General features: G+C 47.7%; 10 protein-coding genes. 4 read left to right on the top strand and 6 right to left on the bottom strand.

Features of this window, described 5'->3' with window-relative positions:
* Positions 1-120: 120 nt before the first annotated feature.
* On the bottom strand, positions 121-1812 hold the full coding sequence (locus AC58QG_RS19700; RefSeq protein ID WP_497363832.1) for a dienelactone hydrolase family protein: 1692 nt from the start codon (positions 1810-1812) through the stop codon (positions 121-123).
* Between the two features lie 151 nt (positions 1813-1963).
* On the opposite strand from AC58QG_RS19700, the gene AC58QG_RS19695 reads away from it, so the two are divergent.
* Entirely contained in the window at positions 1964-2704 is a 741-nt protein-coding gene (locus tag AC58QG_RS19695; protein WP_497363831.1) for a formylglycine-generating enzyme family protein, read from the top strand.
* The gene (locus tag AC58QG_RS19690; RefSeq protein ID WP_497363830.1) at positions 2688-4532 is read left to right on the top strand and encodes a hypothetical protein; all 1845 of its coding nucleotides are present in this window, start codon (positions 2688-2690) and stop codon (positions 4530-4532) included. The genes AC58QG_RS19695 and AC58QG_RS19690 overlap by 17 nt, the downstream gene beginning before the upstream one ends.
* Positions 4533-5293: 761 nt before the next feature.
* Here AC58QG_RS19690 and AC58QG_RS19685 read toward each other — a convergent pair.
* The 4 genes from AC58QG_RS19685 to AC58QG_RS19670 form a co-directional block, all read right to left on the bottom strand.
* Positions 5294-8407 (bottom strand): discoidin domain-containing protein, encoded by a 3114-nt coding sequence (locus AC58QG_RS19685; RefSeq protein ID WP_497363829.1) that lies wholly within the window; start codon positions 8405-8407, stop codon positions 5294-5296.
* A gap of 144 nt (positions 8408-8551) precedes the next feature.
* Positions 8552-10114 (bottom strand): DUF3502 domain-containing protein, encoded by a 1563-nt coding sequence (locus AC58QG_RS19680; protein WP_497363828.1) that lies wholly within the window; start codon positions 10112-10114, stop codon positions 8552-8554.
* A gap of 115 nt (positions 10115-10229) precedes the next feature.
* Positions 10230-11117: a carbohydrate ABC transporter permease gene (locus AC58QG_RS19675; protein ID WP_497363827.1), complete on the bottom strand. Its 888-nt coding sequence runs from the start codon at positions 11115-11117 to the stop codon at positions 10230-10232.
* A gap of 14 nt (positions 11118-11131) precedes the next feature.
* Positions 11132-12061 (bottom strand): ABC transporter permease, encoded by a 930-nt coding sequence (locus AC58QG_RS19670; RefSeq protein ID WP_497363826.1) that lies wholly within the window; start codon positions 12059-12061, stop codon positions 11132-11134.
* A gap of 332 nt (positions 12062-12393) precedes the next feature.
* On the opposite strand from AC58QG_RS19670, the gene AC58QG_RS19665 reads away from it, so the two are divergent.
* Both AC58QG_RS19665 and AC58QG_RS19660 read left to right on the top strand, forming a co-directional pair.
* A complete protein-coding gene (locus AC58QG_RS19665; RefSeq protein ID WP_497363825.1) occupies positions 12394-13284 on the top strand; it encodes an ATP-binding cassette domain-containing protein in 891 nt (296 codons plus the stop codon).
* 62 nt (positions 13285-13346) lie between these two features.
* On the top strand, positions 13347-14132 hold the full coding sequence (locus AC58QG_RS19660; protein WP_497363929.1) for an ABC transporter permease: 786 nt from the start codon (positions 13347-13349) through the stop codon (positions 14130-14132).
* A 330-nt stretch (positions 14133-14462) separates the two neighbouring features.
* Here the strand turns inward: AC58QG_RS19660 and AC58QG_RS19655 are convergent, their stop codons facing one another.
* Entirely contained in the window at positions 14463-15236 is a 774-nt protein-coding gene (locus AC58QG_RS19655) for a TetR/AcrR family transcriptional regulator (RefSeq protein WP_497363824.1), read from the bottom strand.
* Positions 15237-15396 lie beyond the last annotated feature (160 nt).

Below are 15396 nucleotides of genomic sequence, written 5' to 3'. Positions count from 1 at the left end.
TTCAACCCCTTTCTACCTACTACAATGATTAACCGATTAATCAACTTGCTTAACCGATTAAGCAATCTTGCAAACTAAGAATATCCTATTATGAAAACGGTGTCAATCTATGTTTTTTTCCTAAGTGAATAAAATTTTCCCAACTGCTGAACTGCCGATTGGACCAATTTCTGATAACCCTTGGAAGGAAATTACTATCCTATGTGCTTTATCCCAGTAGGGAAGCTCCGTGCCTTCCTCGCTATGAAACGCGCCCCGATGTAGGTCAAATTCCGACCACCCCGGATTGACGGTGAGCTCATGGGTCCACATTTTTTGCCCGGCTTGATCAGGGCGGTATAACAAGGTGACTGCCCAATGCCCAGGTAGTTCATTATACAGCTGGATATGCAGCTTGTTCGCATCACTTAAGCTTGCCATCATCGGGTCCACTAGCTTATTCGTCGCTAGCTGAAACGGGATTTCCGGCTCATTCATACCCAAAGACTTACCACCCTGTGGATCTTCAAGATAGGTATATTGAAATTCAGCATCATAGGGCTCTGTTCGCATGAATGGGCAACTCCACCCATCAAGACCCTTCGAGAAATCTGCCAATACGAGGCTAGTCTTCTCTATCGTGCGATTCACGCCGATATAAGCCGGTGAGAAGCGAACAGGAAAGGTGCTCGTTTTGACGCCATCTGCGTATACGGCATCTATGTACAAGTAGCCGCTTATTTGTGAATCCACGACGGGAATCTCCATGCTAGTTTCTGCAGCAGCATCCATCTCCACGACATGCCAGTACCTCCCCGGTGGAAGCACTTCGCTGAAGTCCCACCAAGACCAACAGAAGCGGAGCTTCTCTGGGAGCATAGTTGACGCATCTAAAATGGCATTCACCTGTAAGCTGTCATAGCCTTGTGTGTGTGAAATGCTAAAGGTGGCGCGCGGCGATTGCCGCTTCTGATCTTCCCCTTTTACATGCACAGCCATCCAGTGATCTAATGTGTCCCCAGCCCATGGGTCAAGCTGATGATTCTGATTCGCCGCGAAATATAAGCCTCGCTTTTCTTGCGGAATTTGGACCGTTGCCTCGCAAATGGCGTCCATCCAACCCCAGTAATCATTGGTGGCTGACATCACCAGAACAGGCGCTTGCTGGCGTGAAGCTAACGTTACACCGTCCAACATGCTGTTCCATTCGAAGGTATCCTCTAAGCTGTGTGCCTTTCGGATATTACGATTCAGCCTTCCGGGAGCCAAATGCTTGCCACAGCCGTAAATCGGAACGGCTGCCTTCAGCCGATCGTCCCATGCGTTCAGCAGCCATGTAATGCTGCCGCCTCTGGATATACCAAATACGCCAATCCGATGGGGATCAACCTCTTCACGCAAGCTTAACCAAGTAACCATTTTCTTAGCATGAATTACTCTCGTTAGCATGACCGATTGCAAAGGGTCATATTCATCTTCCATATCAGAAAGTGGCATATTTGCCAAATCACTAAATCGGTCCGCTCCACTGATTTCTTCCTTCCAGTCGTAGCTTAGAGCAACATATCCTTGACTCACCAAATGCTTGACATGGTCAAGGTTTAACGTCTGATTACCCCCGCCGTGAATGTGCATAACGGTTGGACAGGCATGCGCACCCTTCGGGAAGCCTAACCATAAAAACGTTTTCACCCACTCGCCAGGCAATAGCTCCGTTTCCATGTACATCGCCCAATACTCTGCATGATCTTCGATCACACGCTCAACAATGGTCTCTTTGCATGTGCCCATCTGACCAGCAGAATCCATCCAATCTTGAAAGGTACTCTTCATAAAAATCAGTCCTCCAAAATTATTTGCTTGTGGTTAACCGTTTAATCAAATATGATTGTGATTGATTGTAAATGGTCTTAGTGAACGTTGTCAACTAGCTTATGTATTTCAAAGCTCATTATAACTTGTCCTAAGGGAGAGACGATTACCCATGACTTCCACTCCAATTGCAAATGACACAAACTACGATGAACGCGTTTTCATTCCAGGCACATCCTACATTTATCGCGTGCAGCACCGCATCATGGAAGGGGACTGCCAATGTGATCACGGTCCTCGATTCGTGACCGTATCTGATTTTTATATAGATCGCTTCCCTGTGACCAACCTCCAATTTCAACAATTTCTCGTTGCCAGCGGATATTGGCCAGACGACGACACCAACTTCCTTAAGCATTGGCAGGACAAGCAGCCTCCTATCGGCAAGGAACATCACCCTGTCATCTGGATTAGCCAACGGGATGCTGAGGCCTACGCTTCTCATTATGGCAGCAGGCTTCCGAGCGAAGTCGAGTGGCAGCTCGCGGCAGGCGGAGATCACAAATTCAAATGGCCGTGGGGCACGGCTTTTCAAGCGGATCGCTGCCATGACGCTGGGCAGGACACACAACCTGTTGACGCGTATCCGGAAGGAGTTAGCCCCTATGGCTGCTTCGACATGAGCGGCAACACATGGGAATGGGTAGCCGATGTCGTGGATGACGAGCAGCATAAGTTCACCTTTTTGCGCGGCGGCTCTTATTACAAAGCCCAGCATACTTGGCACGCTGAGGGTGGCCCGCACCCAACCGATTTCCATCTGAAATTTCAATTGTTGAATGAAGGCTTGAATCGCTGTGAAACTGTCGGATTCCGCTGTGTGAAGGAGGCTCACCATGATACGAACAGATAACCATACCGGATTCATCACCATTGAAAACGAAAAAATGGGCTTCACCCTTCAGCTTACCGATCACCTAGCGCTGCATAATCTGAAGCATCATGCGATTCCTGTCCGCGAGAACTTATCCGCTGAACAGCGGGAATTATTCGTTATGGAGGTTTTGGAGGGCAGTCATTCGCTTCCAGCAAGCCAATGGTCGATTGAAAAAGTAGATACAGTCTCCGATCTTACGGAAGAGATGCTCTCCGTCGAACTTAGCGTTGAACTCGGGGAAAATAAACTGTTCGCAAAAGTGATTTTTCTGCATCATCTTGAGGAGCAGTCGATCCGTTTCCTAATCCAATTGGCAGCAGAATGGGACGAATGGGGGCCGCGCGAAGTGTATATGCGCATGCCTTATCTTGCCCAGCTTCAACTCGTAGAGGGAGAAGACAATCATTACTTCTTCCCATCAAACCCTCAATCCAAGCGAGATGGCAGTAGCATTGTTCAAATGCATGTTGAATTCACAATGCCCCTTGGCATCTTTCATCCCAATCAGCAGCATGGGTTCAGTTTAGCCTTTCCCAATTTGAACGAAAATTGGTTCATCTGGGTCCAAAATCGCAATATGGACATGAAGCCTTGGACTACGTTAAAAGAATTGCAGGGGCATCGCTTCCTGCTTCGTCCTGATCAGGTTTTGGCTGATGTGATGGAAATTAAATTCACCGCTATTGATAACGGCTGGACGGAGTTTTTCAGCGCGTGGCGTCAAGAAGCTCGTATGCCGATTAACTTCCAGGAGTATAAACGGCCTGAGCTGCAGTGGTACAGGGACACGTTTATTCAGCATTTCACTTACTTGTATAGCAAAGAGATTTACAATTTCGAGACGCACGAGATTGAGGTCGATCGCTTTTTAGCGGAAGGTGAGGCATTCGGCGGTTACGATTCCGTGCTGCTCTGGCACCAATATCCACGCCTAGGCGTAGATCGTAGAAACCAGTGGCAGTTTTTCGAGGATTTTCCGGGCGGCATGACGGGACTTAAGCAGCTTGTTGCGAAGTTTCATGCGAAGGATGTCAAGGTATTTCTCCCGTTCAAGCCGTGGGACATTGGATTTGATGAATCTCCCAAACAGTCTACCTTCAGCATCGTTGAGGTTGTTAGGGAAACCGATATCGACGGTGTTTTCCTAGATACGATGGATAGCGTGCCTGACGGGTTTCGCGAAGCGATTAACGAAGTTAAGCCGGGCTTTGTCTTCTGTTCGGAGGTTCGCCCGAAGAAAAGGAATCAAATCAAGCTGATCACCGGTTCCTGGAATCAATTCAAAAATCGAGAATCGATGCCTGAGGTGGATGCTTTCCGCTACGTCATGACCGAGCATTTCTCCCCGATTATTTCTCGCTGGCACGTAGGCGTCCGTAAGGATTTGCTGATTAAGCGAGCTATTTTCAACGGGACAGGGATTCTGATCTGGCAGGATGTATTCGGCAGCTGGTTGCCTTATCATGCCGAGCACAAAGCTCAAATTAAGAAATGGAAGCAAGTGTGGAAGGCGAATAAAGCCAACTACCAAAGTAGTAAGGCGCTGCCGCTGTATCCAACACTGAGAGGTGGCTTATACTGCAACATGTTTCCATCCGATGATGAGTCGAGTGTGATTTATACACTTTATAACGATACGGATGAAACCATTGCTGGGGAGTTGCTAGTGCACAGCTACCCAGAATTGAAGGGTATCGCTGAATTATGGCACGGACAGCCAGTTGACCTACAAGTAGAGTCAGGGAAGATCTCTGGGGAAGTGCAGCCGAAGGAGCTTGTGATTATTAGAGTGGCGCGGGAATAAGTGCGGGAGCGTGTGTAGAGGAGTGGCGTACAAACTTTATCAGTTTGTACGCTATTTCTTTATGACAAAATCGCTGATGAATGGATTAACTGGAAAAACTCCAGCTAATTTCAGCAAAATTGAAGTGAAATTAGAATTAACTGGAAATTATGTAGCTAATTCCTCCGATAACGCTCCATTCTAGCCAATATAGCTAAATTTAACTACAGAAAATCCATCTAATCCGCAAATACGCCGTTATTCGGCCAGATTAACTGCATAAAATCCATCTAGTTTACGAGAGAGCAAAGGTTGGCGCGGGAAGGTGGGGGTATTGCGAGAGAGCTAGGGTTGGCTCGGAAGGTGGCGGAGGTAGAGTATGGCGTGTGAGGTATGGGTACGGATCACGTAGAGTTTGGCGAATGAGCTTTGGTGTGAATTAAGTAGAGATGGTGAGTGAGCTTTGGCGTGGATTAAGTAGAGATGGCGAGTGAGATATGGTGTAGATTAAGTATAGATTGCGAATGAGCTATGGTGGGGATTAAGTAGAGATGGCGAATGAGCTATGGTGGGAATTAAGTAGAGTATGGCGAGTGAGATATGGTGTGAATTACGTAGAGATGGCGAATGAGCTATGGTGGGGAGTGAGCTATTGTCGGCGCGAGCAGATAGGTAGTCTGAGAAAGCTAAGGCCACAGGCGAAGTTGGCTGAGGCGGGACAAGTTAGTGTTTATAATAAAACGCCCACCCCAATACTGGGATGGACGTCCATGCTCCTGCTGTTAATTTCCGTAGACTTCAAACTCATAAATACGTGCGTTGCTGCGATCACCAGGGGTCACGGCGTACCCGGCATCGCTTTGAACCGTCGTCGTGATGTACAGTCTGACGTAACGCGAGGAAAATGACGTTACGTTGCGATCCGTTGTCGCTGCGGTGTTCCCTGTCACGGTATCCACATCGGTCCAATTCGTACCGTCGCTGCTCTTTTGCAGCTTGAAGTCCTTCGTATTGTAGCTAGCCGCTTCCCCGTTCGAGCTCGCGTGCTTCACGACCCAGCGAGTGATCGCGTAGTTCGTGCCCAAATCGACCTTCAGCCACTTGTCTCCTGGGACAAGATTGATCGGCTGGGACGTCCATTTGGTTGTGCCCACTCCATCAATCCCCTTCGCCCCAGATTCGGTCGCATTAATTTCATCACTAACTGTCACTGTCTTGTTCAAAGCCACATTGGTCGGCGTCGTTGTTGATGCGATGAAGGCGATCTCCGCAATTTGCAGATTCGCGTCTCCCCCATTAGCCGATACGTCCAACCGATAGTACGTATAAGCTGTGCTATTCGTAAATGTATAGCTTTTGAGCTGTAAACGACTTGCAAACGTTTCGTTGGTACGCGTATCTAGCGTCGTCCAAACGTTTCCGTCATTGGAGCCTCTCAGCGTCCAATTCTTCGGATCCCGCGCTGGAACGTCATTCGCTGACGTGATCTCATATTTATTGATGACTTTCGGTGAGCCGTAGCGATACTGAATCCAGCCCGCGTTGGCGAAAACCAGCCATTTGGTAGCAGAGGAGCCGTCGAAAGCTTTTTCCTTCTCTTCGCCAGCAGGACTGTTGGTCGGATTTGCAGTTACGGTCTCTACAATAACTTGCCCTAACGCTTGGTTCATCGCCGTCGTAATCGTTGATAACGAAGTTCCATCTGGTGCAAGGTGGATCGTCTCGTTAACCGATGTTGTAATCGTCAAATCGGCGCCCGACATCGTCCCTGCATCTGCTCCGTTGCGGTAAACACGTACCGTTTGCCCGCTCCATGGATTGGCAACGATGGCTGTTTTGCCTTTTTCACTGATGATACGAACGTATTCCACTTGATTATTCTTCTTACTACTCGAAACGAGGAACGCGCCGTCTGCACGGAAATCACCGTATTTCGCATCCGTACCTGTCGGCCAGTTCGCGAACACGCGAATCTTGTTCTGGAACGATTGCAGCATCATTTCTGCTAAAGTTGCCGGAACAACGTTGAAGTTCTCGATGCCGCCGCCACCTGTTTTGATATGCAAATTGTTATAACTCGCGCTGCTGACAAAAGAGTTAAGCTGACTCAGTATCGTCGCCGGATCATAACCAACTCGCGCTGCTGCAGGGTAAAACGTATTCGTTCCGTTGCCATCTGTCCAGCGAGCCATTTGGCCAATCATATTCTTGGCAGTCTGAATCAAAGTCGAGCTGCTGGAAAGGCCGATCTGACGTCCCGGGTAAATGTGCTGGATACCAATCGCGTTATCCCCGCTCCAATCCCGCCCTACTTCCGTATAGCGGAATACCGTCTGACTGTTTCTCGTCTGCGTCGGGAATGGACTAAGCGTGTTCAAAATATTTTGCCAGGTAGATCTCAAAGCAGTATCTGTTCCAAGAGCTGTACTGATATCCACACAACCTTGAAGCACATATCGCACCAAGCCGAGTGACATCACGCCATTCGTTTGCGGATAAACATCGCCTTCATGCTGCGCATCGTTCGTAATCACATATCTCGAACCATCCCAGGTCAAATAGTTCTGCCAGAACTTCGCTGCTTCTTTCAAAAACCCATAAATCGTATTCGCATAAGCCGTATCCGCTGTCGCATAGTAATGATCCAGCATCACTGTCGCACCGAACACGCCATTCGTTTTCTGATTATGATAATTACCATCCGTATCCATCGTGAAAGGACCGATACCAACTGGATAATAAACGCCTGTAAATCCTGCGTTTGTCGCTGCTGTTTGTGCTTTTGGAACCCAGTCGAGCACTGGTTTGTCGTAAGCATTAGCTAATTCAACATGGTTCGTCGGCATCGCAAAATAAAACGGTGCTTCTGTGTTGTAATTCAGATGATAATCGCCGCCCCAGTCCGAATTACGGGCAATCCATGCTCCCCATAATCCCGGAAGCGCTTCACCTGTTCGCGAGCTGCTTCCCAGCAAATAGAGGGAACCATAGAAGGACTTCTCGATTGTCTTATTCGGAATTTCGACGAACGACTTACTATAGAAACTATCCCACCACGCTTGGTGCGCTGCTTTCAGTGAATCGATATCACCTTGTGTTTTCGAACTGATATTACTTAGCGCAAGAGCTTGATAATTCGCTGAATCTTTATTGCTCATTATGCTTGTAGCGAGTGTATATGTATTGCCAGGTGTAAGTGTAAATTGCAGCTGCCCACCCGTGATCGTTCCAGTCGTCCCGATAACCCGAGTTGCAACACGCGCTTTGACGGTTGAGATACCGTTAACGGTATCCGCATTGTCTGCCCGAACATCACGATACAGAATATCCCCTGAAGAACCTGCCGTACTTGTAAAAGTGTTCTGATTAGCTGGAGCCAGCGAGACGGTGACCGTCTTAGAGCCGCTGCCCATGTAGGTAAACTTCGTCAAGTACAAATTGTTCGTCGTGTCCGTCGACTGCGCCCAGCTCGTCGTGTTGATCGTATTTCCCGACAGCGAGAATGTGCCGTCCACTTGTGCGCTCGCTAGCTTTTGCTCGGTCAGATAAGACGCGCCGGTCATTCCTGAAACGGCAATACCCATTCTGGCCATGGATTTCAATTGACGCTCAGCAACGGAAAAAAATTCGTTCTTCCCAAGCGCAATGGTCATCGCGTCGATATTGCCGACCATAACCGCGCCTATATCCCCATTGCCTAACAACGGTGCATTGGTCGTGTTTCCGAAATTGCTATCCGTCGGCGGCGATGTCCACGTCCCTTTGTATGCGCTTACTATTCTCTTCGCATGATTGGTGGTGATGGAATCTGCACTTGCTGTTGGAACACCAACTGCTGTTAGGACAGATACACTTGCTACGATGAGTGCCAAACTAGCACCCCATGCTTTTCTCATTACTAAAACCTCCTCATTGGTTGAAAATATGTAGGTATCTATTTAGAAAAAAAGCCGCTATCATCATTCTAAAAAGATGAGTAGCGGCTTTCCTTCTTGGTGTAAGTGATTAGGTGTAAGTGTGTAAGTGTAACTCCCTATCGTTTATTTCGAAGCTTTCCAAGCATCGATTTGTTTCTGCATTTCAGCCAAAATGTTGTCCAAGCCTGCTTTTTTCAGCTTCGCATTCATCGTTGGCAATGTTGTTTCTGGGTCAGCAATCCCCGTGATCAATCCCGCATAGAATTCATCCACAACGGATGCCGTTTGTGCCAATTCACTCTTCACGTTACTTGGGTCAAAGGAGAAACCGAGAATTTTGGAAGGAATCGCTGCGGCATTCTTATCAGGTCCTGCTGGGAACCATTTCGGCTGTGTTTCACTTGTACGGTACGAATTGAACATGTTGCCGTACTCCCAACCGGAATCTACCCAGTAGCCGGCATTGTCCATCTTTTTGATCAAACCATCCGAAACCTTCGTATAGTGCTTACCTTCAATCCCATAGCTCATCAAATTAAACAGTTCCGCATTGGAGTACATCAAATTGTAGAACATCATCGCTCTTGCTGGGTCTTTGGATGTGCGGGAGATCGCAGTCATGGTCGCAATAATGGAGCCTGTGCTCATATAAGGTTTAGAGAACTCCACTGCTGCTACATTCGCTGCATTCCCACCACCGAAGCGTTGTGCTTGGTTGGCTGCCGAGTCCGGATTGATGACCGTGAACGTGGAGGATACATATTTGCCTGCCAGTTCATCCGAGTTCGTATCTTTAATCGTAGCTGCATCTTTACGAATAATGCCTTTGGAGTACCATTCCCGCATTTGTTTCAAAAAGGCCGTGAATTCCTTCGTCTCATACAAATTCACAACTTTGGAGGAAGCATCTTCAATGCGAACTACACCTGGGTTCTTTTGTGAGAAATATTCAAGACCGATGGCACTGCCGTAGTTCCCCATAACATCCGTATCACCCTTCAGGCTGAATGGATATTTGTCTGGCTCAGACGCTTTCACTTTTTCGAAAAACGGCGTCAAATCGGCCAATGTTTTGAACTGATCGGCTTTATAGCCATATTTGTCTAAGGATGTTTTGTTGATCAGTAAGCCTGGCGTACGAGCCAGAACTTGCGTATTAATAATCCCGTACAGCTTGCCCTTCACTTTTGCCGCATCCCAAGCAGATGGTGGAACTTGCTTCAGAATATCTGGACCGTATTTTGGCAACAGATCGGTAATATCCAAGAATGCCCCTTTGTTTACGTTTTGGAGGTAGTCATTCGTCCAGTTGGATGTGAAAATGAGATCCGCTTTCTCTCCAGAAGCTGCAATCGCTTGCATTTTCTGATCGTACGTACCCCAATCAACCAATTGAATGTTCAATGTTGCGTTGATTTTCTCTTTGGTAATTTTGCTCATCGCATCTTGAACCAGCTTCGCATCAGGGAATACGCTTTGCGGCAAATACCAGGTAATTTCATATGGTTTAAGCTCCGCTGTTGCTGGTACTGATGACGCGCTGCTACTTGCAGGTGTTGCTGCGCTACTACTAGCTGGAGAAGGAGATGCACTATTATTGCTGGATCCACAAGCACTAAGCAGCATACTGATGGACACGCAGCTTACAATGACGGGTGACAAAGCTTTTAATGTTCTATTTTTCATGATCGAACCCTCCTAGTGTCATGGTACAAATGAGACAAATGTGCAATTAAGAAGTGCAATTTATTATCATCCGATCCGGATTCGGATTGACAAACGTTACTGGACTTACACTCAGTTAGCCTTTTACTGCGCCAACTGTCAATCCTTTAATCAAGTATTTCTGGAAGAATGGGAAAGCGAACAACATCGGGCCTGCTGCCAAAATGGCAATTCCCATACGGGAAGATTCAGCTGGAATCGCACTCATATCAATGCTGATACCTGCTTGCATATTTTTCGTCAAAAACTCGATATTAGACATGATTCGCTGCAAGTAGTATTGAAGCGGAATCAGATTCTCATTTTGAATATACAGCATGGCAAGCCACCAATCATTCCAGTAAGCCAGGGCATAGAACAAACCTACTGTCGCTAGGGCTGGTTTCGAAAGTGGAAGAACAATTCGTACGAAGGTGCTCAGTTCGGAAGATCCATCGATTTTGGCAGACTCAATAATTTCAAAAGGCAACCCATCCATAAAGCCCTTCATGAGCATCGTAAACCAGGCGCTGACCCCATAAGGAAGAATTAAGGCCCAAATCGTATCTTGCAGGTGTAAAACACTGGTCATAACGATATACGAAGGAACTAATCCAGCATTGAAGAGTAACGTGAAGAAAACGAAGTAACCTGTGATTTTGCTATAACGATAATCCTTCCGAGTCATAATATAAGCCAAGGAAGAAGTGAGTATCAAGCTTAACACGGTTCCTACGACCGTCACAAAAATCGTAACCATATAGGATTGAAGCAGCATCTTCGGCGTTTGAAAAATATACGAATACGCGACAAACGTAACGCGCTCTGGAATCAGCTTATAGCCATATTTGGCGATGTCCCCGTCGAAGGAGAGTGAGACCGAAATCACGTACAGCATCGGATAGATGAACAGGATGGATAGAACAATAAAGAACAGAATGATCAGCCAGTTATTTTCCGACTTTTTCTTGATAGATGAACGCACCGCCACCCTCCTCCTTAGAACAAAGCGTTTTCTTTATTAAATTTCCTGACGAGTACGTTCGTTGTTACGACTAGAACTAAGCCAACCACTGCCTGGTACAAGCTAGCGGCGGACGCCATACCTAGGTCACCAACAACCCGCAGCGAGCGAAAAACATACGTATCCACGACATCTGTCGTCGAGTAAAGCATCCCAGCATCCCGGGGAACGAAGTAGAACAATCCGAAATCCGAGTAAAATATGCGGCCCACATTGAGCATGAACAGCATCGTAATCAGCGGCAAAATGAGTGGGATCGAGATCTTCCGAATTTGCTGTAATCGCGAAGCTCCATCTATAGAAGCAGCCTCATAGTAACTGTTGTCGATGGAAAGCAGTCCTGTGAAGAAGATGATGGCGGTATAGCCGACATTTTTCCATAAATACGTGAGTGTTAAAATAATGGGCCAATAGCCCGGCTTACTATACCAATCGATCGGGGCAAAATGGAGCTGCTCCAACGTCTTATTGATCACGCCGAAGGATGGATTCAGCAGGATATAGCTGACAAAACCGACGACGACCCAAGATAGAAAGTAAGGAAAGAACAAAATGGTTTGAAACAGCTTCACCCATCTGCGGCCCAATTCCGCCAGCATTAACCCGATGGCCAAAGCGCAGGACATGCCCACCACGATGAACAATCCATTTAATAGTAGTGTGTTCCGTGTAATCCTTAAAGCGTCTTGCGAGTTGAAGAAAAACTTGAAGTTATGCAGCCCTACCCAATCGCTTCCCCAAATGCCTTTGGTATAGTTGATATCTTTAAATGCGATTACGATGCCATACATGGGTAAGTAGTAAAAGATAAACACAACAATGATGGCAGGCAATCCGATAAGAAACAAGCTTCTTGCCTTCCAGAGATGCTTCCATTCCTTGCGTAAAGCAGTGAAGATTCCCAAGTATGCTACCTCCTTCTGTCTGTGTTGCCTTGCGTCCTCTTTGCGATTTCATCATACGAAATCTGGTAAGATATTGGATACTGCTCATTTTTGCTGGGGTTAAAATGTACTGTACGATTTGAAAATCGGGTGTATTTCTACTGTACTTTTCGTAGTGCGGGAGCAGGAAACCCTTATAGAATGCAGTTTTTTTGGGATGGTGTAGGCTTATGCGGCTGAACGAATGATACGTGCGACGGAGTACAATATCGGTCTTGAGAACGATCATAAATAACTGAGTATGCAATACACTGTTTATATGATCCACAATTCAAAGGACGGGGAGATAACGAATGACAACTAATTCAATTGAAGTAAGCGGCTTGCGCAAAAGCTTCGGCAAACAAACCGTATTGGATGGCATCGATTTAAAGGTAGCAAAAGGAACGATATTCGCACTGCTTGGGCCCAACGGGGCTGGTAAAACCACACTGATCAACATTTTGTCGACGCTATCCCAGCAGGACGAGGGAATTGCCCGAATCGAAGGATACGATGTCAATGCTGACCGCAAAGAGGTCCGGAGATCGATCTCTCTCACCGGGCAATTCGCAGCGGTCGATGAAGTGCTGACGGGCCACGAGAATATCATCATGATGTGTCGGTTGTCTGGTCTATCTGCGAGTGACTCACGCTTGCGTGCAGCTGAGCTGCTGAAACTATTCGAGCTCGAAAGCGCTGCAGGCAAACGGGTGAAAACCTACTCTGGAGGGATGCGCCGCAGACTGGACTTGGCGGTCAGCCTTGTCGTCAGCCGTCCTGTGCTCTTCCTCGACGAGCCAACGACGGGCTTAGATACGGTCAGTCGCCGCTCCCTGTGGGAGACGATTCTGCGATTGAAGCAGCAAGGGATGACGATTCTGTTGACGACGCAGTATTTAGAAGAAGCGGATCAGCTTGCAGACGAAATTGCTGTGCTGAATCATGGAGGCATCGTCGCATCCGGCTCCGCGGAGTCCTTGAAAGCTCGTGTTGGTGGCGAAGTCATCGAGCTCAGGAATGCCTTGGATGAGGTCATTCTATCCATACCGACGAGCGGCACGGTTCAGGATGTCCGCCAAGCGTTGAACGAAATCGCTAACTCGTGCCCGCTAGGTACACGCATCTTCATTCGCAAGCCAAGCATGGACGATGTCTTTCTTGCGCTGACGACAACTGATCACAAGGAGGCTTCCCTCGTATGAATGATTTCCAATCCATGAATAACCTACAGCCGATGAACATGAACAAACCTCAACCTATAAACATGAACAACTCTCAACATATGCCAAAGCCCCCCTCTTTCGCAGCAACCAACGCTGTCTTCATCGGACGCAGCATCCGTCACAGCCTGCGCAACATCGAGTCGCTGATGATGGCCATCATGCTTCCCGTTATGTTAATGCTGCTGTTTACCTATATATTCGGCGGCGCCCTTGATCCGAGCGGCAATTATGTGAACTATGTCGTGCCAGGCATCATCCTATTGTGTGCAGGCTTCGGCTCTTCCAGCACGGCTGTTGATGTGGCAACGGACATGACCAATGGCATTATCAACCGCTTCCGGACGATGCCGATCAGCAGTATCAGCGTCATCACGGGTCATGTCGCAGCAAGCTTAGCCCGAAATTTGCTAGCTACGTGTATTGTCATCGGCGTTGCCCTGCTCGTTGGCTTCCGCCCGAATGCTTCTTTCATCGAATGGCTTGGAGCTATTGGTGTCATCATCTTGTTCATTCTGACCTTCACATGGCTGTTCGCCGCGATCGGCCTCGTCACGGGCAGTCCTTCTGCCGCCAGCGGTTACGGTTTCGCGCTGCTGTTCCTCCCTTATCTCTCCAGTGCCTTCGTCCCGACGAACACGATGCCATCTTGGCTGCAAGGGTTTGCTAACCATCAGCCGATTACGCCGGTCATCGAGACGATCCGCGCACTGCTAACCGGCACGCCGGTGCTGAATAATGGTTGGTGGGCCATCGGGTGGTGCGCCACTTTGCTGATTGTTGCTATCGGCTGGTGTATCCTAGCCTTTCGTAGGAAGGGCGGGAATTGAACTAGCTTCTCCCCCCCTGCAGATCAGGCTCATTCCCTGGATAATGGCCAAAGATGCAAAAGTACACTTATTTTCGGGGAAAACGACTCAAAATAGATGAATAAGTGCAAAAAAGCATCCTTTTGCACCGAAAAGGTGCCCAAAGGAGACGTGTGAGCAAAAATAGTTGCGCTTTTGCACGCATTTTAGATCGAGAGATTTGCTCGATAACAAAGGTTGCACATGTGCATGTTTCACAGCCATTTAAATGACTTTTAATAAAAAAACGGCCCTCCCCAAGTAGATCCCTCTACTTACGGACAGCCGTTTTTTTATCAACTTACCTCTGCATCACTTCTTCATCTTCAAATAATGTTCAATCCCATCCAAGATCCGCTCAAGTCCGAAATCCAGATCGTTGCCGATCGGGTTTTCCACTTCATCCGTGTAAGCACCAGCCATTAAGATAGGATGCAAATTGGGAAAACGATCCGGCTTAACCAACTGTTTAAGTGCGGCACCATAGTTACTGCCGCTGAATGCCTCCGGACTCGCACCATCGCGGATCGCCTTATCCATGTCCCGCGCAATCAGTCCGCATGCCCGCGAATAGCTGCTTACGAGCAATAGGAATGACATTTTCTCAAAATCGTTCAGCGGGAAATCCCGCATGATTCTCAACATCCAATCGATCACTTGGAGATTGTTGGGTGCGAGGGGAACACTCGTTATCGGAATATCGCCATACCAAGCATGTTTGCGGAACACATCCACACAAGCCCAGACGTATTCCCCCATCTCCTCGCGCCACGGTTTACCCGCCACTTCAGGTGGAATCGGAATATCGCAGACTGCGTCCTGCATCAGCACGAGCAAGTCTTCCTTACTGGTAATATAGCGATACAAAGACATTGTCGTAAAACCTAATGATTGCGCGACTCTGCTCATCGACACCGCCGCAAGACCATCCCGGTCCGCAATCACGATGGCTGCGTCAACAATTTTCTTAATACTAAGCTCGCCCTTCGGCCCCCTGCTAGGCTGCTTGATAATTCCCCAGCTCAGGGCTACCCCTGAGGGTAAGCTCTGTATAATTTCATCATCGATCTCGTCACCGATCTCCATGTTGTTCAATCCTCCATCATCCTTACATTCCGAAAATGTATATCACGCATACAGTATATCACAATCGCTCCTATGTAAAAATTTACAAATCCGCAATATGCCATTTACATGCCCCATACATAACTTTGGTATAAGTAAGAAGTTAAGAGAAATGCGGACA

This window comes from Paenibacillus sp. J22P169, assembly GCF_059691995.1.
Note: the sequence above shows the minus strand (reverse complement) of the source record. Positions and strands in the feature narration are given on the sequence as shown.

Coding starts and splice junctions, on each gene's coding strand:
- AC58QG_RS19700 (WP_497363832.1), bottom strand. CDS start 1,812: ATGAAGAGTACCTTTCAAGATTGGATGGATTCTGCTGGTCAGATGGGC.
- AC58QG_RS19695 (WP_497363831.1), top strand. CDS start 1,964: ATGACTTCCACTCCAATTGCAAATGACACAAACTACGATGAACGCGTT.
- AC58QG_RS19690 (WP_497363830.1), top strand. CDS start 2,688: ATGATACGAACAGATAACCATACCGGATTCATCACCATTGAAAACGAA.
- AC58QG_RS19685 (WP_497363829.1), bottom strand. CDS start 8,407: ATGAGAAAAGCATGGGGTGCTAGTTTGGCACTCATCGTAGCAAGTGTA.
- AC58QG_RS19680 (WP_497363828.1), bottom strand. CDS start 10,114: ATGAAAAATAGAACATTAAAAGCTTTGTCACCCGTCATTGTAAGCTGC.
- AC58QG_RS19665 (WP_497363825.1), top strand. CDS start 12,394: ATGACAACTAATTCAATTGAAGTAAGCGGCTTGCGCAAAAGCTTCGGC.
- AC58QG_RS19660 (WP_497363929.1), top strand. CDS start 13,347: ATGAACAACTCTCAACATATGCCAAAGCCCCCCTCTTTCGCAGCAACC.
- AC58QG_RS19655 (WP_497363824.1), bottom strand. CDS start 15,236: ATGGAGATCGGTGACGAGATCGATGATGAAATTATACAGAGCTTACCC.